This window comes from Acetobacter sp. (genome assembly GCF_022483985.1).
Lineage (GTDB): Bacteria > Pseudomonadota > Alphaproteobacteria > Acetobacterales > Acetobacteraceae > Acetobacter.
In genome coordinates, this window is record NZ_JAKVME010000001.1 from 703,672 (window position 1) to 723,911 (window position 20,240).

General features: G+C 61.8%; 15 protein-coding genes. 14 read left to right on the forward strand and 1 reads right to left on the reverse strand.

All coding sequences use genetic code 11. The features are described 5' to 3' along the window. Positions 1-81: 81 nt before the first annotated feature. Entirely contained in the window at positions 82-1,509 is a 1,428-nt protein-coding gene (locus LKE90_RS03070; RefSeq protein ID WP_291490808.1) for a protein adenylyltransferase SelO family protein, read from the reverse strand. A gap of 104 nt (positions 1,510-1,613) precedes the next feature. Here LKE90_RS03070 and LKE90_RS03075 point away from each other — a divergent pair, with 104 nt between their 5' ends. The 14 genes from LKE90_RS03075 to LKE90_RS03140 all read left to right on the forward strand — a co-directional run bounded on the left by LKE90_RS03075 (position 1,614) and on the right by LKE90_RS03140 (position 20,203). Beyond that, on the forward strand, positions 1,614-1,793 hold the full coding sequence (locus tag LKE90_RS03075) for a DUF3311 domain-containing protein (RefSeq protein WP_291490809.1): 180 nt from the start codon (positions 1,614-1,616) through the stop codon (positions 1,791-1,793). Further along, positions 1,790-3,298: a sodium:solute symporter family protein gene (locus tag LKE90_RS03080; RefSeq protein ID WP_291490810.1), complete on the forward strand. Its 1,509-nt coding sequence runs from the start codon at positions 1,790-1,792 to the stop codon at positions 3,296-3,298. Before LKE90_RS03075 ends, LKE90_RS03080 begins: the two co-directional genes overlap by 4 nt. Before the next feature lie 201 nt (positions 3,299-3,499). Next, positions 3,500-4,405, forward strand: a complete 906-nt coding sequence (locus LKE90_RS03085; RefSeq protein ID WP_291490811.1) for a LysR family transcriptional regulator — start codon at positions 3,500-3,502, stop codon at positions 4,403-4,405. Between the two features lie 115 nt (positions 4,406-4,520). Then, entirely contained in the window at positions 4,521-6,359 is a 1,839-nt protein-coding gene (locus tag LKE90_RS03090) for an FUSC family protein (RefSeq protein WP_291490812.1), read from the forward strand. 33 nt (positions 6,360-6,392) lie between these two features. Then, positions 6,393-7,796 (forward strand): glutamate--tRNA ligase, encoded by a 1,404-nt coding sequence (gene gltX, locus LKE90_RS03095; RefSeq protein ID WP_291490813.1) that lies wholly within the window; start codon positions 6,393-6,395, stop codon positions 7,794-7,796. Next, the gene (locus LKE90_RS03100; RefSeq protein WP_291490814.1) at positions 7,789-8,748 is read left to right on the forward strand and encodes an aspartate carbamoyltransferase catalytic subunit; all 960 of its coding nucleotides are present in this window, start codon (positions 7,789-7,791) and stop codon (positions 8,746-8,748) included. The genes gltX and LKE90_RS03100 overlap by 8 nt, the downstream gene beginning before the upstream one ends. After that, complete coding sequence (locus LKE90_RS03105; RefSeq protein WP_291490815.1) at positions 8,745-10,067, forward strand: dihydroorotase; 1,323 nt, start codon at positions 8,745-8,747, stop codon at positions 10,065-10,067. The genes LKE90_RS03100 and LKE90_RS03105 overlap by 4 nt, the downstream gene beginning before the upstream one ends. Further along, a complete protein-coding gene (plsY, locus tag LKE90_RS03110) occupies positions 10,064-10,717 on the forward strand; it encodes a glycerol-3-phosphate 1-O-acyltransferase PlsY (RefSeq protein WP_291490817.1) in 654 nt (217 codons plus the stop codon). Before LKE90_RS03105 ends, plsY begins: the two co-directional genes overlap by 4 nt. Beyond that, complete coding sequence (gene dprA, locus LKE90_RS03115; protein ID WP_291490818.1) at positions 10,714-11,880, forward strand: DNA-processing protein DprA; 1,167 nt, start codon at positions 10,714-10,716, stop codon at positions 11,878-11,880. The genes plsY and dprA overlap by 4 nt, the downstream gene beginning before the upstream one ends. Positions 11,881-11,914: 34 nt before the next feature. Further along, a complete protein-coding gene (gene topA, locus LKE90_RS03120; RefSeq protein WP_291490819.1) occupies positions 11,915-14,623 on the forward strand; it encodes a type I DNA topoisomerase in 2,709 nt (902 codons plus the stop codon). Continuing rightward, entirely contained in the window at positions 14,620-16,665 is a 2,046-nt protein-coding gene (locus LKE90_RS03125; protein ID WP_291490820.1) for an RNB domain-containing ribonuclease, read from the forward strand. Before topA ends, LKE90_RS03125 begins: the two co-directional genes overlap by 4 nt. Further along, positions 16,662-18,455 (forward strand): S41 family peptidase, encoded by a 1,794-nt coding sequence (locus LKE90_RS03130; RefSeq protein ID WP_291490821.1) that lies wholly within the window; start codon positions 16,662-16,664, stop codon positions 18,453-18,455. The genes LKE90_RS03125 and LKE90_RS03130 overlap by 4 nt, the downstream gene beginning before the upstream one ends. Further along, the gene (locus LKE90_RS03135) at positions 18,452-18,793 is read left to right on the forward strand and encodes a DUF1491 family protein (protein ID WP_291490822.1); all 342 of its coding nucleotides are present in this window, start codon (positions 18,452-18,454) and stop codon (positions 18,791-18,793) included. The genes LKE90_RS03130 and LKE90_RS03135 overlap by 4 nt, the downstream gene beginning before the upstream one ends. Positions 18,794-19,063: 270 nt before the next feature. Next, on the forward strand, positions 19,064-20,203 hold the full coding sequence (locus tag LKE90_RS03140) for an OmpA family protein (RefSeq protein ID WP_291490985.1): 1,140 nt from the start codon (positions 19,064-19,066) through the stop codon (positions 20,201-20,203). The last annotated feature ends 37 nt before the right edge of the window (positions 20,204-20,240 follow it).

Consider the following 20,240-nt stretch of genomic DNA (forward strand, 5'->3'; position numbering starts at 1 on the left):
AGGATCGGTTCTTAAAGCCCGGATATGTCCAAAAAGCGAAGATTTTTTGAGTTCATGAAGAAGGTTTCCCTGTCTTCATGCTCAAGGGGCGCGACTCTGTCCCAGCGCGTCGGCCATCAGAGCGATTTCAGCCAGCTTTTCCTCAAGCGCGGACCAGTCATCCTGCTCGCTCAGTCTCGTCCAGAGCGCCTCGACCGTTGTGATGAGCATGTCACAGGGACGACCGCCTGAAAAATACGGATGATCGGCGGAATAAGAGGCAACCGGAGCCCGGTTTTCGAGCAGTCCGCGCGCTTCAGCAAAGGCGCTATCACGATAGAGATCTCCACGCTCGCCGTTCAGCGCCCTCTCTGCGCCACCGCTACCGCCATACCAGTCGAAGGGCAGGCAATGGAACGGGATTCCTGAGGTTTCCATAAACAGGGTCACCGCATGGCGGAGAGCGCGGTCGGTCTCGGGTGTGTCCGGACGGACACCGAGACGGCGGCACCATGCGAGATCCAGTTCGCGTTCATAAAGCGCCGGAAAGCGGGAAAGAACGTCCGTCAGTCCGGCATGGGGAGCAAATTCCAGCAGGCACTCGGCCAGACGGGCCAGATTCCACAGAAGTGCCTGAGGCTGGCGTCCATAGGCGTAAAGTCCGTTCTGGTCGAAATACGCGGCGGTAAAGCCTGCATCGAACCGGGGCAGGAAGCGCCACGGGCCATAGTCGAAACTTTCGCCCGTAATGGCGATGTTGTCCGTGTTCAGAACGCCGTGAACAAAGCCGGCGGCCATCCACTGCGCGCCCACGCGGGCGACGCGACCGCACACAGCTTCAAACAGGACCAGCGCCTCATTGCCGTCTTCCGGAACGGAAAGTCCGGGATAGTAGGTTTCCCGGACGTAGGTGACGAGCTGCTTCAGCGCCTCCGTCTCGGCATTGGTCGCAAGGCGCTGGAATGTGCCGATGCGGATGTGGGAATGGCCAAGCCGCACAAGGACAGCGGAGCGTGTGGGGGACGGTTCGTCGTGACGCTCCAGATTTTCGCCCGTCTCGATCAGGCTGAAGGCGCGGGAGGTCTCGACACCGAGCGCTTCCAGCATGGAGGCGGCCAGAATCTCCCGGATGCCTCCTTTCAGAGTCAGGCGGCCGTCTCCTCCGCGTGACCAGGGCGTACGGCCGCTGCCCTTGGTGCCGAGGTCGAGCAGACGCCCGGTGTCGTCACGCAACTGGGCGAACAGGAAGCCGCGTCCGTCTCCGAGGTCGGGGTTGTACTGGCGGAACTGGTGACCGTGATAGCGAAGCGCCAGAGGTTGTGGCAGTGAGCCGGGCAGGGGGAGGAACTGTCCGAAATGCTGAACCCACTCGCTGTCGGTCAGCGTATCGAGCCCCACAGTGGACGCTGCCTGGTTGTTACGATAACGGAGCCTGTGCGTGGGGAAGTGAGCGGGCTGCACGACATCGTAAAACAGACCGCCAAGACGGGTGTGATCGAGGGCTGGATGAAAAGCTTGTGAAAATGGCATCAAACCGGGCTTTCACGGGAAGTTCTATTGACTTCCCGATGGTCATTTTACAGTGTCAACAAATCCGACACACAAACACACGAATAATAAGAAGTGGTCGCTGAATGAAAATTTTCAATATCCTGCTCCTCGCGCCCTTTGTCGGGTTGCTGTGGGTGCCCTTCTATAACCTGCAGACTCCGATGCTGTTCGGATTCCCGTTTTTCTACTGGTACCAGTTCGCATGGGTGCCGGTGACGTCAGTCCTGATCTGGCTTGCCTGGAAGAAGGGAGCGCAGTCATGAACGGTATTCCGGCGGCTGATACGATCGCGCTTGTCGTCTTCGTCCTGTTCTTCGGGGTGACGATCATCGCGGGCAGCACGGTGTCTCACTGGAAGGAGTGGTTCTCCGGTGGAAAGAAGGCGGCGCCTTCTGCTCCTGTCGAGGGACATGGTGGGCACGGCACGGAAGAATGGGGTCTTGGCGGACGGCAGTTCGGCGCCTGGGTCACATGGTTTCTGGTCGGCGGCGATTTCTACACGGCCTATACCGTTATCGCGGTTCCGGCTCTGGTCTATGCGGTCGGCGCTTACGGATTCTTTGCGCTGCCCTACACCATCATCGTCTATCCATTCATCTTCATCGTCATGCCGAAGCTGTGGAAGATCGCTCATGACGGCGGTCATGCGACCGCGGCGGACATGATCCGCGCGCGTTTCGGCAGTCGCGCCCTTGAACTGGCCGTGGCGTTTTCCGGGCTGATCGCGGTTATGCCCTATATCGCGCTCCAGTTGATCGGTATCCGCACGGTCGTACAGGCTCTCGGCTTTTCGGGCGAGATTCCTCTGGTCATCGCCTTTGTCTCGCTGGCTGCCTACACATGGCTCGGCGGTCTCCATGCGCCTGCGCTGACGGCGTTCATCAAGGACATCATGATCTACATCGCGGTGATCGCCGCCGTGACGTTGATCCCGATCAAGCTTGGTGGCTACGGTCATATGTTCGACGTCATGAACAGTGTCGTGGCGATGCCGGACGCCGATCATGTCATGAAGGCCGGGCAGTTGATGCCGTATGCGACGCTGGCGCTTTCCTCCGCGCTGGCCGCCTTCCTGTATCCGCATACGCTGACCGGCATTCTGGCCGCCAAATCGGCGGACACGGTCAAGCAGAACGCAGTCTACCTGCCGATCTACACGATCGTCCTCGGGCTGATCGCCCTGCTGGGCATGATGGCGCACGTCGCAGGCATCGACACGACGGTCTCTTCCATGGTGGTGCCTTACCTGTTCCTGAAGCTGTTTCCGGACTGGTTCGCGGGCTTCGCTTTTGCGGCCATTGCCGTGGGCGCGCTGGTTCCTGCTGCGGTCATGGCGATCGGTGCGGCGAACCTGCTCACGAACAACATCCTGCCGAAGAGCTATGCCGGTGTGACGACTTCGCGGATCGCGGCTTTCGGTGTGAAGCTTGGCGCTCTGCTCTGCGTGCTGTTCCTGAACGCGAAGTTCGCCATCGACCTTCAGTTGCTGGGCGGTGTGATCATTCTTCAGACATTCCCCGCGCTGATCCTTGGTCTGACCAGATTCCGGTTCTCCTCGACCGGCATGCTGGCGGGCTGGGTTGTCGGCACGGTGGTTGGTCTTGGCATCTGCTGGGCAGATGGTCTGAAGCCGGTGCACATGCTGTCGATCGGCGGCTGGTCCGAACTGGTCTCGACAGGACTGATCGCTCTGGTGGTCAATGTCATCGTCGCGGGCGTGGTGTCGGTTGTTGTCCCGAACCGAAGCGTGGCGGTTGCTGCTGAATAAGCGGCATTGTCTGTCCAGAAACGTTGCAAGGCCTGTCTCCGCTAAAGCAGAGGCAGGCCTTTACTTTATATCCCATTGGAACTGGAGAAATTGCCGGGTTCTTCCTCCTGTGTCTGAAAGCCGACTGTTCCCGGAAGGCTTTACGGCTATGACGTTCCCATTCCGGGATGACCGGAGCGGATGTGATGAAGGGAAAATCGGATGTTTCTCCGTCAGTTGAGCTATCTGGTCGCGCTCGATCACTTCCGTCATTTCTCTCGGGCTGCGGCTCATTGCGGCGTGTCCCAGCCCGCCCTTTCCACGGCCATCCGGCAACTGGAACATGAACTGGGAGTGTCCATCGTCCGTCGTCATCATCGCGTTCTGGGTCTTACACCCGAAGGAGAGCGGGTCGTGGCCTGGGCGCGTCAGAGTCTGGCGGCGCTGGATGGGCTGAAGCAGGAAGCGGGGTTCGCGCACGACGTGGCGGGTGGCTCGCTGTCCATAGGTGTCATGCCGCCCGCCATACAGATTGCGCCTCTGCTGGCGGAAAGTCTTCGCGCCGCGATCCCGGCGCTGCATCTGGAGGTGACGGTCGTGTCCTCCGCCGAAGTCATGCACGGGCTGGCGGAAGAGCGTTTCAATCTGGGTCTGATCTATCTCGACCAGCAGACAGCCGTTCCCAATATTGAGGAGCATACGCTGTACAGGGAGCAGCATGTTCTGGTCGCGGCGACAGGTGTCAGCCTGCCCGGACGAACGCGCTGTAGCTGGTCTGACGCGGCTGAACTGCCGCTCTGTCTGCTCGACCGGTCGATGAAAAGCCGTCAGATCGTGGACAGCGCTTTTGAGAAGGCAGGCGTGAAAAAACCCGACATCCAGTTCGAGACCAATGCGCTCGAACTGCTTCATGCCGAACTGAAGGCGGGACGACTGGCATCCATTCTGCCGATCGCGGCGCTGCCCTCCGCCAGCAGGGAGGGAGGGCTGAATATCCGTCGTCTGGAGCCCTCGCCGGAAGTGCCGGTGGGGTTGGTCAGGCTCCGTCGCCCTCTGGTGAGCGCCCTGATGGACTGTGTGTGGAAAACATTGACCGGACTGGATCTCACGAGCGCTCTCAAGCTTTGAGCGCTCGATTATAGGTGCTGCTTATAACATCATCATAACAAAGACTTGGACTTTTCGTCCGTTATCGTCTGCTTGCAACGCCACGATCAATTGACGGGCAGGGGACGGGGCGGACGTGACAGCGGCGGCAGAGCGGAACTGGAGCTGGCTGTTCGCGCCGTCTCCTGCGAATCTCGGCTTCGCGGTACGCACGTCCTGCGCGGCGGTCTTCTCGCTGCTCGTCGCCATGTGGATGGAACTGGGGAGCCCGCAATGGGCGCCGTTGACGGTCTGGGTGGTTGCAACGGCTTCTCGCGGCGAGTCGATTTCCAAGGCCCGGTGGCGACTGGTCGGAACGATAGTGGGTTGTTCCGTCGGCGTGGCGCTGATTGCGTCCTTCCCCCAGCAGGCGGCTCTCTTTTTTGTGGGGCTGGCCGTCTGGATCGGTCTGTGCTGTGGCTGCGCTACCTTCTTTGACGGTTTTAGGAGCTACGGCTTTCTGGTGGCCGGTTTCACCACAGCCATTGTCGCGGTCGATGTTATTCCTGACCCGGACGCCGCCTTCTCGGTGGCGATGGCGCGCGGGACATACATTATCCTCGGTATCGTCTGTGAAGGGGTGGCGACGATGATGTGCCTCCCCGATATGGAAGGAAACGCGCGTCGCAGCCTTGTGGGACGCCTGAAAACCGTGACCGCCCGGACCAGCACCGTGCTGCGGTCGGCGGATTTCTCACGCTCCGTGCAGCACGCGCTTCTCGCCGACATCATGGCGGCCGCCACGCGTATTGAATATGACGTGCTGGAAATGGGCCCTGCGGCTGGCAGGGCGGCGGATCATGCACGCGCCGCGCTGGCGTCGCTGCTGGCGGCGTTTGCACGGAGACGGGCGGAGGCTGACTGGTCCACCATTCAGCGCAGTCTCGCCAATGCGGAAGGGCATGTCGGGATGATCGTCTCCCCGCGGCACGGCGATCGTTTCCGGTTCAGGTCGCGTTCCGTGCGACAGGGTGTGGAGGGGCTCCGTAACGGCATCCGCGCCGCTGCCGGGATACTGGGCGCATGGTTGCTGTGGGAAGCCACCGGCTGGCCATCCGGCATCATCTTCGTGTCGTATGTCGCTCTGGTTTACGGGCTGCTCGCAACACGGGAAACGCCGACCCTTGCCTCGGGTGGTTTCGTCCGTGGCGCGTTGTGGTGCGCGCTGGTGGCGGGAGTTTTCGTCGTGATGGTGATGCCGGGCATGACTTCACCCGAGTTGCTGGCTGGAGCCCTGATGGTGCCGATGGTGGTGGGCGGTCTGGCGGCCCGCACGCCCCGTCTGGTCAATCACGCCTTTTCCTTCAACATGTTCCTGCCGGTCCTGATCGGTCCTGCGAACAGCGGACGCTACGACGAGGTTTCGTTTCTGAACGGCACTTCCGCGTTCCTTGCGGCCGTATTTTTCTCAGCCGTCATGTTCCGCTTCGTGCTGATATTCCGTCCCGATGGTCATCTCCGACGCACCATCCTGTGGGCGCAGCGGCGCCTGCGTGGTCTGAGTTATCCAGACAGTCGCGTGTCGGAACGGTCATGGCTGATCATGAACGCGGACAGCATGGTCCGGACGATACGAACGGCCCGAAATGTGCCGGACGACGTGGTTTTTGCACGCTTCTCACAGCATATGGCGATCATGACGGTCGGTATGTATGTCATCGAGGTGCGTGAACTGATGCAGGATAAAACCTGCTCTCTCCCATTGGCGCGTCGGCTGCGGGTGTTTCTGCGTCTGTGGCGGGAGGATCAGGCACGCGCGGCGGCGATCGTGCCCGTTCTGCTGCGGTTTATCGACCGGGAGCCGGGCGACCGGACGGAGCTGCGTTTCGCTCTTGGGGAAATGGTGCGGTTGCAGGTCAGTATCGGACAGGATCGCATCCTCAGCAGACAGGCCGGTCACGTTTTCTTCCCAAGGATGTTTCCGAAATCTCCATAGCCGTCCCTCCGGCTCCGTGATATGCACCCGATCATGACCGTTCGTACGCGCTTTGCCCCATCCCCGACCGGGTTGCTGCATATCGGCAACGCCCGCGCCGCCCTTTTCAATTTCCTCTATGCCCGTCATTGCGGTGGCCAGTTCGTGCTCCGCATCGAGGATACCGACAAGGAACGTTCCACGCAGAAAGCCGTGGACGTGATCTTCGAAGGCCTCAAATGGATGGGGCTGACATGGGACGATGAGCCCGTGTTCCAGTCCGCGCGGGAGGAGCGTCACAAGGAGGTCGCTCTCCAGCTTCTGGCGGAAGGCAAGGCCTACAGGTGCTTCTGCACGCCGGAAGAGCTGAAGGAAATGCGCGAGACCGCCGTGGCGGAGGGCAGGCCGCCCCGCTACAACGGCATGTGGCGCGACCGCGATCCGTCCGAAGCGCCTGCCGGTGCGCCGTACGCCATCCGCATCAAGGCCCCGCGTGAGGGCGAGAACGTGATCAATGATCTCGTGCAGGGCGAGGTCCGCGTGGCCAACGCCGAGCTGGACGACATGATCATCCTCCGTTCCGATGGCACGCCGACGTATCAGCACGCTGTCGTGGTGGACGACCACGACATGGAGATCACCCATGTCATCCGTGGCGACGATCACCTGACCAACACTTTCCGTCAGTTGATGATCTATCGCGCGATGGGCTGGGAAGCGCCGCGCTTCGCCCATCTGCCACTGATCCACGGTCCGGATGGCGCGAAGCTGTCCAAGCGTCACGGCGCGCAGTCGGTCGTAGAATTCCGCGAGATGGGTTACCTGCCGGAAGCGCTCTGCAACTATCTGCTGCGTCTCGGCTGGGGCCATGGCGATGCGGAAATCCTGTCCCGTGACGAGCAGATTCGTCTGTTCGACCTTGATGGCGTGGGCCGCTCGGCCTCGCGGATGGACTACACCAAGCTGGAACACGTCAACGCCGTCTATCTGCGTGAAGCCGATGACGAACGCCTGACCAATGACGTGATGGAGCGTCTGGCTGGTCGTGAAGGCGTCGAAACCGGCGCGGAAACCCGCAGGCGCGTGCTGGAACTGATGCCCGGCCTCAAAGAACGCGCCCGCACGCTGGTCGAACTTGCTGACAGCGCCGCGTTCCTCGGTCGTCAGGTGCCGCTGTCTTTCGACGCCAAGGCCGAGAAGCAGCTTACGCCCGAGGGGTGTGACATGCTCTCTGAGCTGGCGCGCGATCTGGCTGTGGTGGAACCTTTCACGGCTGAGCCCATTCATGAGGCGCTCAGGCTGTTCGCCGAAAAACGCGACCTGAAACTGGGCAAGGTTGCCCAGCCGCTGCGCGCCGCGCTGTGCGGCACGACAACGTCTCCGGGCATCGACGCCACAGCGGCGGCGCTGGGGCGTGATGAAGTGCTGGCACGGATAGGGGCCGTTCAGAATGGCTGAGGCGTCGTCCGGGGGCTCCCGTTTTTTCGGTCCCTCGGACCGTCATCTTCTCGGGATTCAGGGGATGCACCCCTCCCGGATAGAACCGATTCTCGATCTGGCCGAGAGCTACGCGCTGATGAACCGATCGCGGAAAACGCCTCGGGATCTTTTGCGCGGACGCACGCTCATCAACCTGTTCTTTGAGGACAGCACGCGCACGCGTACCTCCTTTGAACTGGCGGGCAAGCGTCTCGGGGCTGACGTGGTGAACATGTCGGTCGCCCAGTCTTCCGTGAACAAGGGCGAGACCCTGCTGGACACGGCGGCGACATTGAACGCCATGCGGACCGACCTGCTGGTGGTGCGTCACTCCCAGTCCGGTGCGCCCGCGCTGCTGGCGCAGAAGGTCGATGCTGCTGTCATTAATGCGGGCGACGGCACGCATGAACACCCTACGCAGGCGCTGCTCGATGCGCTGACCATTCGTCGTCATCTGGGGCGGCTGGAAGGGCTGACGGTCGCTATCTGTGGCGACATCGTCCATTCCCGCGTGGCGCGGTCGAATGTGCATCTGCTGACCTCCATGGCAAACAGGGTCCGTCTGGTCGGTCCGCCGACTCTGGTGCCACGTTCGATGGCGAGCCTCGGTGTCGAGGTGCATCACTCCATGGAAACCGGTCTGCGTGACGCCGACGTGGTGATGATGCTGCGTCTCCAGAAAGAGCGGATGTCCGGCGGTCTGATCCCCAGCGCCCGCGAGTATTTCCGTTATTACGGTCTCGATCAGCGCAGGCTCGATCTGGCGAAGCCGGGTGCGCTGGTCATGCATCCCGGTCCGATGAACCGAGGTGTGGAGATCGCCAGCCACATCGCTGATTCGGATCAGAGCGTGATCCGTGAGCAGGTGGAAATGGGTGTGGCGGTGCGTATGGCCGTGCTTGACCGTCTGTCCCGTGGAGGCCGGTCATGAGCATCTGCACTGTTTTCGAGAATGTGCGCCTGATTGATCCTGCGTCCGGACTGGACCGGCAGGGACGGCTTCTGGTGCGTGACGGCGTGATCGTGGGTCATGATCTTCCCGGCGCTGAAGGCAGACCGGAGGGGGCGGATATCGTGGACGGACAGGGCGCTGTTCTCTGTCCCGGCCTTGTCGATATGCGTGTCGAGATCGGCGAGCCCGGTCATGAGTACCGTGAGACGGTCAAATCGGCTTCGCGAGCCGCCTTTGCGGGTGGTGTGACAACAGTCGCCGTGCTGCCGACCGGCTCGCCTCCCATCGATGATCCCGCCATGGTGCGGATGCTGCGTTCCCGTGGTGAAGAGCCGGATTATGTTTCGATCCTGCCATACGGTGCGCTCACCAAGGGCTGCCGTGGCGAGGAACTGGCCGAGATCGGCCTGTTGTCCGAAGCCGGTGCGGTCGCCTTTACGGATGGTAGCCGCGCCATTGCCTCGGCGCGTCAGATGAAGCTGGCGCTGAGTTATGCGCAGGCGTTCGACGCGCTGGTGGTGCAGCACCCGGAAGAACCGACCCTCGCCGGATCGGGGTGTGCGACCGAGGGCGAACTGGCCCTGCGTCTCGGCCTGCCCGGAATCCCCACGGCAGCGGAAGCGATCATGATCGCCCGTGATATCCGGCTTGCGGAGATGACCGGCGGTCGTCTGCATTTCGGTCACGTCTCGACCGGCGAGGGTGTGGACCTGATCCGGCAGGCCAAGGCGCGCGGTCTGCGCGTGACCTGTGACACGGCGCCGCAGTATTTCGACCTCAATGAGACGGCGATCGGTGACTTCCGGACCTACGCCAAATTCTCGCCGCCACTACGCCGCGAGGATGACCGGCTGGCCATCTGTGCTGCTCTGGCTGACGGGACGATCGACGCCATCGCTTCCGACCATGCGCCGCGTGACCCGGACGACAAACGCCTGCCGTTCGCGCAGGCCTCGGCTGGTGGAACCGGGCTGGCCACGCTGCTCGGCGTCACACTGACGCGCTACCACGACGGCACGCTCTCGCTCATCGACGCGCTGGCGCTTCTGACATTTAGGCCCTCCGTCCTGCTGGGTGTAAGCGGTGTCGCCGTTCGTGGCGGTGCGCGTCCTGTGGGAACGCTGGCTGCCGGAACGCCCGCGGACCTGTGTCTCTTCGACCCGGACAGGGCGTGGCAGGTCATCGCGGGCGAGCTTCCCGGCCATGCCCAGAACACACCGTTCGACGGCAGGGCGCTGGAGGGGAAGGTCATGGGCACCTGGAAGAACGGACGACGGGTCTTCGGAGGGGGGGCGTGAATTTTTTCGAGTCACCCGGCACGCTGCTGACGGGCGTGGTTCTGCTGTCCTACATGCTGGGCAGCATTCCCTTCGGCCTTCTGCTTACGGCGGCGTCCGGACAGGGGGATATCCGTCAGATCGGCTCGGGCAATATCGGCGCGACCAACGTACTGCGGACCGGGAACAAAAAGCTGGCCGCTGCCACGCTGTTTCTGGATGGTTTCAAAGGGACGCTCGCGGTTCTCATCGCCTGGGTGATGACGCCGCCGGAACTGGGTGACCGCGCCGCTTCTCTGGCGGCAATCTTCGCCGTGCTGGGTCACTGCTTTCCTCTGTGGCTCGGTTTCAGGGGAGGAAAAGGCGTGGCCACGGGGCTGGGCGTCGTGCTGGCCCTCTCGCCGCTGACAGGGCTGGCCTGCTGCCTCATCTGGCTGGTCGGCGCGAAAGTGACGCGGATATCGTCAGCCGGAGCCCTTCTTGCCTTCGCCTGCATGCCTGCGATTCTGTTCTTTCTGAACGGACACTCCTTTGCAGGATCGGAAAAGCCGCTGGCTGGTCTGCTGGTCGCGGTCATCATTTTCGTGCGGCATCGCGCCAATATCGTCCGTCTTCTGAACGGCACGGAGCCGAAAATCGGCCAGTCATCAATCGGCCAGTCATCGAAGTGAGCGGGATCGGGAGCCTGAATCCCGATCTACCTGCTCTGCTGCGGCTGTTTCGTACGGAAAATGTCGGGCCGGTCACATGGCGGCGTCTCATGCAGGACTGTTCCTCGGGAGAGGAAGCTCTCGCCATCCTTCCCGAGAAGGCGCGACGGGGAGGACGCAAGGTTCCGCTGCGGATTCCCGCTCTTGCCGAAATCGAACGGGAAATCGAAGAGGTTCTGGCTCTTGGCGGGCGGATCATCACGCTGTTCGATCAAGATTATCCACCGTTTCTGGCTGAACTGCCTGACTCGCCTCCTGTTCTTTCCATGCTGGGAAATCCGGCCTGTCTTTCAGCGCCACGCAGTGTGGGAATCGTGGGCGCGCGCAACGCTTCGGCAGCGGGAATGAGATTCGCCGAAAGTCTGGCCACCGAACTGTCTCATGCCGGAATCACTGTGGTCTCGGGGCTCGCACGCGGAATTGACGCGGCAGCCCATCGGGGTGCGCTGCATGGCGGCTTCCCGGAGTGGGGAAGCTCGGTGGCCGCCATCGCGGGCGGACTGGATGTGGTCTATCCGACGGAAAATGCCGCCTTGCAGGAACTGCTCGCGGAAAAAGGCGCGGTTGTGACGGAAGCCCCTCTGGGCACCCAGCCTCAGGCGCGGCATTTCCCGAGACGGAACAGACTTATTGCGGGTCTGTCTCTCGGCACGGTCGTTGTCGAGGCCGCCATGAACTCTGGAAGCCTGATTACGGCGGAGCTTGCGGATCGTTACAGTCGTGCGCTTTTCGCTGTTCCCGGCTCGCCGCTGGACCCGCGCTGCCGGGGGAGTAACAATCTTTTGCGTATGCGGAATGCGCATCTGGTGGAAACGATCGAGGATATCCTGCCTTATCTTCGCCATTCTCATACGGCAGCGGGGCAGATGTCGTCCGGGTTCGCGGAGGCTCAGGAGGAGTGGGGCACCCCTTCCTTAACGGGCGATCTGGACCTTGATCGTGTGAGAAGAATGATTCCTTCACTTATCTCATTCACACCGGTCCCGGTTGACGATCTGGTGCGGCGCTGTCAGTTCTCGGTTTCGGCGGTTCTGACGGTGCTCACCGAACTTGAGCTTGCCGGCCGGGTGGAGATGCTGCCCGGAGGAGCTGTTGTCCAGTTGATGCCAGACGGAACGGGGTGATTTTTTCTCCATGCCGGTCTGGCGCGGAGAGAGCATGACTGACGTCGTCGTGGTTGAGTCGCCTGCCAAGGCGAAGACGATCAATAAATATCTGGGCGACGGTTACACCGTTCTCGCCTCTTTCGGACATGTCCGTGACCTGCCGCCGAAAGACGGGTCCGTCATGCCGGACGAAGACTTCGCCATGAAATGGCAGTCCGATGAGCGCGGCCAGAAGCAGGTCGCGGCCATCGCCAAGGCGCTCAAGGGCGCGCATACGCTTTATCTCGCCACTGACCCGGATCGCGAGGGCGAAGCCATCTCATGGCACGTCAAGGCGATGCTGGCGGAAAAGAATGCGCTCAAGGGCGTGAACGTCCAGCGTGTGACGTTCAACGAGATCACCAAGGGCGCCATCAAGGAAGCGATGGCGCATCCGCGTGATCTCGACATGCCGCTGATCGAGGCTTATCTCGCCCGTCGCGCTCTTGATTATCTTGTCGGCTTCACCCTCTCGCCCGTCCTGTGGCGCAAGCTGCCGGGCTCGAAGAGCGCCGGTCGCGTGCAGTCGGTCGCCCTGCGTCTGATCTGCGAGCGTGAAGCCGAGATCGAGGTCTTCAAGCCCCGGGAATACTGGACGGTCGGCGCGACATTCTTCACGCCCGCTGGCGCACCTTTCACGACCCGCCTGACGCATCTCGATGGCAGGAAGCTCGACCAGTTCGATCTTTCCAACGAAGAACTTGCCTTCGCTGCCCGCGATGCGGTGCTGGCTGGCACGTTCGCGGTCAAATCCGTTGAACGCAAGAAGGTCAAGCGCAACCCGCCGCCACCGTTCACCACATCCACGCTCCAGCAGGAAGCTTCCCGCAAGCTGGGCATGGGCGCGCAGAACACCATGCGGACGGCGCAGCAGCTTTATGAAGGTATCGAGCTTGGTGGCGAGACGGTCGGTCTGATCACCTATATGCGAACCGATGGCGTCACGATGGCCGGAGAGGCGATTGCCGACATCCGTCGCCACATCGGCAAGGATTTCGGCGCGAACTACGTCCCGGCCCAGCCGCGTGTCTATGCGACCAAGGCCAAGAACGCGCAGGAAGCGCATGAGGCCGTGCGTCCGACCGATGTCAGCCGCACACCGGCTTCCGTGGCGCGTTACCTCAGTGACGAGCAGCGTCGTCTGTATGAGCTGGTGTGGAAGCGCGCCGTCGCCAGTCAGATGCAGTCGGCGGAGCTGGATCAGGTCGCGGTTGATGTGGCGGACCAGCCCGGCAGGACCGTGCTGCGCGCGACGGGGTCGATCATCGCGTTCGATGGCTTCCTGAAACTTTATACGGAAGGCCGGGACGAGAGCGACAAGGCGTCTGACGACGAAAGCCGCATGCTGCCGCCGATGAACGAGCGTGATCCGCTCAAACGTGGCGATGTGGAGGCTGAACAGCACTTTACCCAGCCGCCGCCGCGTTATTCGGAAGCGTCTCTGGTCAAGAAGATGGAAGAGATCGGTATCGGTCGTCCTTCCACCTACGCCTCGATTCTGACGGTCCTGAGAGATCGTAACTACGTCCGTCTGGAAGCCCGTCGCTTCATGCCGGAAGATCGCGGACGGCTGGTCACGGCGTTCCTCGTTTCCTTCTTCGAACGCTATGTCGATCCGCAGTTCACGGCGGGTCTCGAAGAGCAGCTTGACGATATTTCCGGCGGTCGCGCCGACTGGCGTCAGGTAATGAGCGCCTTCTGGCAGGCTTTTTCGGAAGCGGTCTCACAGACAAAAGACCTGACCATCACCGAGGTTATCGACGCGCTGGATCAGGATCTCGGCTCGCATTTTTTCCCGCCGAACGAGGAAGGAACCGATCCGCGGGTCTGCACGTCCTGTGGCACGGGCCGTCTGGGTCTGAAACTCGGGCGCTATGGCGCTTTTATCGGCTGCTCCAACTATCCGGACTGTCAGTACACCCGGAAACTGGCCGTCGAAGGCGGCGAGGGCGACGGCAGCGAAGAGCTGAAAGACGGGATGAAGCTGCTTGGCCAGCATCCGGTCACAGGCGAGGATATCACAGTCAAGCGTGGTCCGTGGGGCCTTTACGTGCAGCAGGGCGAACCCAATCCCGAGGACAAGAAGGCCAAGCCGAAACGCGCCTCGTTGCCGAAAGGTCTGAGTCTGGAGAACCTGACGCTGGATCAGGCGGTCGGGCTCCTGAGCCTGCCCCGGGTTGTGGGAATACATCCGGAATTCAACGAGCCGATCGAAGCCGGTCTGGGTCGTTTTGGACCGTATGTGAAGATGGGCGCGATCTATGGCTCTCTCGACAAGGACGATGACGTTCTGACAGTCGGGCTGAACCGGGCTGTGGACGCGCTGGCGAAAAAGATCGCCTCGATCCGCAATCTCGGGTCGCATCCGAAGGACGGCGAGCCGGTCATGGTGCGTAAGGGGCGGTTCGGTCCCTATGTCCAGCATGGTCAGGTCGTGGCCAATCTGGCGCGTGGCGAGAGCATGGACGATGTCACGCTGGAGGGTGCGCTGGAACTGCTGGTCGAGAAAGGCAAGCCACTGAAGCCGAAAGGCAAGGCGGGCGCGAAGAAGACGACCAAAACAGCTGCGAAGACTACAGCGAAGAGCAAGGCCAAGGCGGAAGGCGACGCCGGGACGCCTGTGAAAAAGGTGACGAAAGCGAAGACGGCCACGGCTGCGAAAAAGAAGCCAGCCACCCGCAAGAAAGCAGCGACCGCGAAAGATCAGACGTCTCCTGAATGAACGCTGATACAGGAACACCCCTGTCCTCGGGCATAAGCCCGCCGGACAGGGGTGTTCTGGCGCAAATCCTGCGGGATTCCCCTACGCCGCTGACGGCCGGACAACTGCTTCGTCGGCTGGGTCTGCCGCTCGATCGCAAGAAGCAGGTGCGGGGCGTGCTGCATGCGATGGCGCTTGAGGGCGCGTTTCGGGAGGAGGCCCTGCTCGGCAAGCTGCGCGGCGAGCCGGACCTGCCTCTGCTGGCCGAGATCGTCATCACCGGTCATGACCGGCATGGCGCGCCGTTCGGCAGAATCGCGGCGGAGGAAGCGCTCGGCGCAAGGGCTGTGGCCAAGGGTGGCCAGCCAATCGTGTTCGTGCATCAACCTCCGGCGGATGAACCGCCGCTTGTGGCCGGAGGGCGTCTGCTGGCCCGTCTGCGCTCGGTCGGTGCGAACCGTTATGAAGCCCGGATACTGAAGCGGCAGGAACCTGCCTGCTTCGTCGGTCTTTTTCGCGGAGAGGAGGTGCGGGCCTGCGATCCGCAGAGCGCCTGTCGTCGCACGGTTCCGGGAGAAGAGCGCTCCGGCCTGAAAGAGGGTGACCTTGTTCTGGCTGATGATGACGGCCACATCCTGCAATGCTTTGGCAGGCTGGATGATCCTCTGGCGGTCACGACTATGGGACACGCCGAATATGGTCTGCCCGAAGCATTTCCGGCGGACGTGCTGTCTGAAACCATGAGTCTGCTTGCTCCTGAGGCGGAGCAACCGTCATCGGGTCGCAAGGATTTCCGCTCGGTTCCGTTCGTGACGGTCGATGGCTCAGACGCTCGCGACTTCGATGACGCGATATGGGCGGAACGTGACGGTGAAGGGTTTCGGCTGCTCGTAGCCATTGCGGATGTCTCGCACTATGTCACACCCCATTCGGCTCTCGATGCGGAAGCGCGGCGACGCGGACATTCCGTCTATTTTCCGGACAGCGTCGTACCGATGCTGCCGCCGCGTCTGTCGGAGAATCTCTGTTCGCTCCGACCTGATGAAGACCGTTTCTGTGTCGTCTTCGATCTGCGCTTCAGTGCGGAGGGGGTGCCGACAGACACGCGCATCGACCGTGGCGTCATGCGAAGCCGTGCGCGTCTGACTTACGAACAGCTTGAGGCAATGCGTGAAGGCGCACAGGCTTTTCTCCATGACGATCTGGGACGCGTCTGGATCGACACCCTGTATGCGGCGCATGAAGCATTGCGGGAGGCTCGTCATCGGCGCGGCTGTGTGGAGATTGCGGACAGGGATATGCTTCGTGTGGAACTGGACAGGTCCAGCGGACGTTTAGATGTTTCGGACAGCCGACCACCTGAAAGCAGGCACCTTGTCGAGTCCTTCATGATTGCAGCCTGCCATGCCGGTGCGGCGGTCTTGCGTGACAGGGGAAGCGCTGCGCTTTTCCGGTCCCATGCCGACGCGGACACTGTGGCTGATGTGCCACGTCTGCCTGCTGTTTACGTCACTGAACCAGCGCGTCACGCGGGTCTGCGACTGGATGTCTACGCGCATCTCACAAGCCCGATACGCCGTTACGCCGACCTGACCAACCACCGCATGCTTCTGGAGGCAATGGTTCAGAAGAGCTCGTCTTCGTGGCCACACTCCACGGATGGTGGGAATTTCCCCGCTCTGGCGGCCCATCTGACCATGACCGAGGCCCGGGCGGCCGAGGCAGCCATGATGACGCGCCGTCGTCTGCTGGCGCTCTGGCTCTGTCAGGACCGGGAGCGGGTCTGGTGCGGCCATGTGACTGGTGCGACCCCGGATGGCGTTCTGGTCACATTGACGGAAACGCAGACAATCGGTCTCCTGCCTGTCTGGGGAAATGCAGACCGAAAAATGCATTCGGATTCGAGCGGGGGAAGTGAAGCGTGTTCTGGCGCAGCAGCGTCCTCTGCGGATGCATGGGCACTCTTTTCCCTGCGAAAGGGGGCCGTCGTGCGTGTTACAGTCGTCGGTCTGTCACACGACGGCTTTCAGTGCGTCTTTCGGTGCGTAGGGTTTTCCGCATGAGAAGGCGACGCCTGCCTGTCGTTCTTTCTCCGGTTCATCTGGGATTGCGTAAATTTCGTCCGGTCATCCTGCCTCTGGCGGTCGCCGTATGGCTTCTGACCACGGCAGTCTGTGCCTATGCCGCTACAACGCCGGAAGAGGAAAAAGACGGGGCGCATGCTCCGGCGGCACCTGTTGCCAGTCAGAAAGAGCCAGTCAAAGAGACGACCGTACCACCGAACGAGGCCGCAGTCGGAGAGCAGGCGACCCCGCAGCAGGATGCGACGGCGAAGGACGCGCCACCACGCCTGAATGTTGGCCTCATAAGATCGGTCATCCAGACGGCTCTGGACTTTCTCCAGCCCCGGACCCTGCATCCCTACGATGCGCGTCAGTTGTGTCTTTGGGGGCTGGGAGGGATCAGCGCGCTTGATCCGGCCCTCCGCGTTGTCGAAGTCCCGGACGGAATTCAGCTCATGCAGGGGCAGTCAGTCGTCCTGAAGCGTCCTGCGCCCGCTGCGAACAGCTCGCGGGACTGGGCCGCGCTTACGACTGACCTGCTCCTGTCCGCCACGGAACATTCATCCGTTCTGCAGAGTGTGCAGGGAGACGGGCTGACGCAGAGCTTCTTTGACGAGCTTTTCAATCATCTTGATCCGTATTCCCGCTATGTCGGCCCTGCGCCTGCTGACACCGACCGCACGGTGCGAAGCGGCGGCAATGCGGGAATCGGCATCACGGTTGATGAACAGACCGTTCCTCCCTCAGGTCGGAACAGAACGGCGGCACGGCATCTGGTTGTCAGCGCGGTCAACACCAATGGACCCGCCTGGCCAGCCGGTGTGGATGTTGGCGAGAGAATCGTGGCTGTTGACGGACATAGCGTGGTCGGTCGGTCGGTCGAGCAGGTGAACGCGCTCGTTTCCGGTGCGCCCGGGAGCACTGTGTCGGTGCGGTTTTATTCCCCGACGCTGAAGCGGACACGCACGCTGCAATTGCGCCGGGAGAGAATCCCGCCGGAAACGGTCTTCGCCTTCAGTGCCGGGCCGCTGGTGATCATCCGCATCACCTCCTTTTCTTCCGAGACGGCGGAGGAAATGAGCCAGTATCTCGATCAGGCGACACAGGACCGTCATCTGCGCGGTATCCTCATCGACCTGCGGGGCAACAGGGGCGGTGTGCTGCAACAGGCTGTCACGGCAGCGGCGCTGCTGCTTGATAACGGTGTCGCCGTCGTCACCAAGGGACGGGACCCGCAGGCCAATCATGTCTGGGCCGTGCAGGGGGGCGACATGACCAACCATCTCCCTGTTGTCGTTCTGGTGGACGGCCGCACGGCGAGCGCTGCGGAAATTCTGGCGGCGGCTCTGGCCGACCATCATCGGGCCGTGGTCGTGGGAAGCTCGACCATGGGGAAGGGGCTGGTGCAGACCGTCGCCCAGTTGCCCGATCGTGGCGAATTGTTCGTGACCTGGAGCCGGGTGATCGCGCCGCTCGGCTGGCCGCTTCAGGGTCTGGGTGTGATGCCGCAGGTCTGCACGAGCCGGGGCGCTGCCGACACCGAGAAGCAGATGGTGGCCCTGCGGGTCGGCAAGACGCCGGAGAACGCAGCCGTGGGCCAGTCGCGCAGCGTGCGCTATCCGGTTCCTGTCTCTCGTATTCTCGAAATCCGGAAAACCTGTCCGGCGGCGCTCGGTGGTGATCTTGATCTGGATGTGGGACGGGATCTTCTTGAAACACCAGCCGCCTACAGGGCTGCTCTTTTCATGATTCCCGATGAGGCGGATACAGCAGGAATGGACGCAGAATGAGTGCCGAACCCCGTCTCATGACCGGCTTATGGGTCAGTGCCGTGCTGCGGCAGGCCAATGCCTCAGGGTGTCCGGCTTTCCGCCGTCGTCGGGGGGATGATGCTGCTGGCGGTGTGCTGGCGGTCCTGACGTCCCGTGACAGAAAAGCCGTCGTGCTCGCACAGACTCGTGCTCCGGACGGTTCTCCGGCATGGATACGGGGAAGCGGTGCTGAGCCTGTCGATGAAGCGACTGCGGAGGCTTATGTGGACAGACAGGTCGGTCGTGATCCTGACCTGTGGGTCCTTGAGTTTGAAACCGAAGACCTGACGCCGCCCTTCGAGGCTGTATTGCTTTAACCTTTCAGGCGTTGCATGAGTGCCACAGACGAACCGTAAGCCGTGCAGGGCATGCAACCTCCGGTGCCCTGCGGATTTGCAGACATGTTGAAAAAAGCGGCGGCAGGGACTGGCGACTGACCAGAACTTTTCAGAGTTAAAGGCCTTGAGACGGTGTTGCGAGTTGCGCGAAGGTCCGGTTTCGGCAAAACAGGGCCATATGATATTGCAGTGACATTGCACCGGGTCGAAATATCCGGTCGATAGCGGTGCGGATGTGAGGAGAACATGATGAAGCTGCGTAACGGGTTTCTTACGGGATCGATCCTGTCGGCGCCGCTTGTCGTCCTTGCTTTGTCCGCCGCAGCGTCTGCCCAGCCTGTGCAGGGCCTGTATATTGCAGGTGAGGGTGGTGCGACCTTCAATCAGGCGCAGCAGGTTCGTCTGACTCACAACATGCCGAGCGGACGCGATACCTGGAAAACAGGCGCTGTTGGCATCGGCTCCATTGGTTACGGACTTGGTAACGGTTTCCGGGTGGAACTCGAAGGCAATTACCGGAACATGGATTATCACCGACTTTCCTCTGCCACCGTTTCCACGAAGGGCGATGGACGTCGCCAGACTTCCGGTCTGATGGCTAATGCCCTGTTCGATCTGGATATCGGCAAGAGCTGGCTGTTCCCGTATTTTGGCGCGGGCGTCGGCTATGGCTGGACCAACGTCCATACGACCATCACGGGTCTTGACCGCTCGCTCTCCGAGCAGGTGCGTGGCACGCATGGCGGTTTCACCTATCAGGGTATCTTCGGCCTCGCCTTTCCGGTGCCGTGGGTCGTAGGGCTGTCCGCCACGGCTGAATATCGTTTCTGGAGCATGCTGGGTCCGCAGGGCTACCATGCGACCGCGCTCGGCACGGTGGGCGGACGCAATACGGTCAAGGAATATGGTCTGGCGGAAAACAACCGCAGCACGGCCACGGATTTCAACCATTCCCTGATGCTGGGCCTGCGTTACGAATTCAATCCCGCACCCCCGCCTCCGCCGCCAGCGGAAGTGGCTCCGGCGCCGATGCCAGCAGCCGCCAGAACCTACCTTGTGTTCTTTGACTGGGATAAAGCCGGGCTCACCGATCGTGCGCGATCCATCGTCGCTGTCGCTGCGCAGGCATCCGGACATACGGCTCTGACGCGTATTCAGGTGTCTGGGTATACGGACACGTCAGCAGCCCATCAGGGGGCGCGTGGGGAGCGTTACAATATGGCGCTTTCCATCAAGCGGGCCGAAACGGTCAAGGCGGAACTGATCCGTGACGGCGTGGCAGGCTCCATCATTGATGTGCAGGGCTATGGCCAGACACATCCTCTGGTTCCGACCGGACCGGGTGTCAGGGAGCCGCAGAACCGACGGGTGGAAATCGTTCTGCGCTGAACGCCCGCTCTGCCACCTGCTCCACAGGAGCAGACAG